The organism is Dankookia rubra, assembly GCF_004355005.1.
In the GTDB taxonomy this organism is placed as follows: domain Bacteria; phylum Pseudomonadota; class Alphaproteobacteria; order Acetobacterales; family Acetobacteraceae; genus Paracraurococcus; species Paracraurococcus ruber_A.
The window spans coordinates 1-1,111 of sequence record NZ_SMSJ01000286.1 but is presented as its reverse complement, the minus strand read 5'-3'; the positions used below and the strand labels follow the sequence as shown (position 1 = coordinate 1,111).

The following is a 1,111-nucleotide window of genomic DNA, read 5'->3' as shown; positions in this document are numbered from 1 at the left end:
TCGCCAGGGCAGCCGCTGCCTGACGCACAGCGGCGGCGCACATCGAAAGAGCGCCGCTCCGCCCCCAGCGGCATCAGTCCAAAATCCGGTTACCGGGACGGGCTCCTAGCCGGCGCTACCGCCCGAGCCAGCCGAGCGACCAGTCCAGCACCCATCTACATATTCAGCCTACATTTGGCGGTAGCGCCCGGCAGTCATTTCCGCGGCGCGTGTAGCCCTGCATTCGACCTTGGGTCAGCGTGATGGTCAGTTCGCACTCGCGGGTCTCGATGGTGGGTGGGAAGCCACCATAAAGGCCATAGCCGAAGCGGCCGTATGGATATCCACCGAAGGGGTAAGAACCGGGATAGCCAACGAGGCGTCGGCTCTCATATTGCAGGAAACGGTGGCCGCTTACGTCATAGGTCCGAACCGGCACGCCGAGCGCGGTGATTACTTCGATCTCCGGCCGCCCAACCAGACCGGCCATGCGAGTGTCGAAACCTGCCGTGGTTCGTGTGGCACAGCCACTGAGGACGAGAAAAGCAACACCGGCAACGAGGCGCAGTGCTCGGACTGTGTCGGTCATCCTTGTAGTCCAGCGGAAAGGGTGCTGAGAGAAGATGTGGGGCTGCGCACCAAATGTTGGAAGCCCTGAAACCGACTGCCGGCAGAAACAGGAGGCGGCACCCCCTCATTCGTTTAGTCGCAGCCTGAAGCAGCACGGCGCCTGGTCGCATCCGATGCATTGAAACCTGCGCGGGATCCCCGGCCCCTTCCCTATCGTAAGGCGGGCCCACGGTTCGCATTCCCATGTCGCTGGACGGGCGTCAGATCGCCGATGTGGTCATGCGGTTGCAGTGCCGGGCGACAATGGCACCGGAGGCGTCGCCCAGCTTTTGTGACAGGCGCCGCGTTGGACTGGGCGGGGGCGTGGTGACGGCGTAATCAAGTGCCGCGCTGTGCTGCCGGGCAGTGTCGTGTTCGGGCTCCTTTGGGTAGAGTCACTATAAGATTGGCCTATTATTGATCCGGCCTGGGCGATCTTGAATCAGGCGGCGTAGCGAAAAGTCTTGTGCCCGAAGAAGCTGCGAACGCGGTCGGGCAGCTTCGATAGCCTGCGCATGTGCCC

At 62.8% G+C, this 1,111-nt stretch carries 1 protein-coding gene; it reads right to left on the bottom strand.

The annotated features are described in order from the left end of the window. Positions 1-163 precede the first annotated feature (163 nt). Positions 164-568: a hypothetical protein gene (locus E2C06_RS36585; RefSeq protein WP_133293403.1), complete on the bottom strand. Its 405-nt coding sequence runs from the start codon at positions 566-568 to the stop codon at positions 164-166. Positions 569-1,111 lie beyond the last annotated feature (543 nt).

What these genes read in the sequence shown, in the direction of transcription:
- E2C06_RS36585 (WP_133293403.1), bottom strand. Translation starts at nt 568, where the DNA reads ATGACCGACACAGTCCGAGCACTGCGCCTCGTTGCCGGTGTTGCTTTT.